This window comes from Vibrio sp. 1401 (genome assembly GCF_033340295.1).
In genome coordinates, this window is sequence record NZ_JAWOWF010000715.1 from 1 (window position 1) to 551 (window position 551).

A 551-nucleotide genomic window follows, 5' to 3' on the forward strand; every position below is an offset into this window, starting at 1 on the left:
ACTTATGGTTACTTGGCGAGGAAAAAATCGGATTGAAGTACAGTGCAGTCACACCCAATTGTTCAAGGTATCCAAGCTTTTGCTCAACGCCTTTTAGATCACCACCGAAGAACTCACGTGCCCCAGAATTTTGGTGATTCCCTACAGGTTCTCCCCACGTTTTAATCACAGCATCAGGATCGTACTCGCAGTACGCTTCACGAATTGCAGACTCACTTTGACTCGCGGCAAAACGATCAGGAAAAATCTGATAGAAAACTTGTTCTTGAACCCACTTTGGCGGTTGATGGTTTACATTCAATTTGAAATGAAATTCTTTGGGCGGAATACGTTTTTGCACACCACGTGCGTCTAGCCAATATTGCTGACCGTTTCTAACGACTTTAAATACATAGTGGGTGATGTCTCGATCTCTATTCGGCTCGAATGATACTTCCCACAGCAGTAACTCTCCAGCTCTGCCGCATTGCACCATGGCGACAAGGTATTCTTCGTTGTCTGGCTCAATACGCACATAAACAGCATCAAATGTTAACGCTTCTGTTTTAGAT

Annotated in this window: 1 protein-coding gene; it reads right to left on the bottom strand. The window is 44.1% G+C overall.

The features are described 5' to 3' along the window. A partial coding sequence (locus R7Z77_RS27750) for an alpha-amylase family glycosyl hydrolase (RefSeq protein ID WP_318137359.1) occupies nucleotides 1-551 on the bottom strand: 551 nt, incomplete at both ends.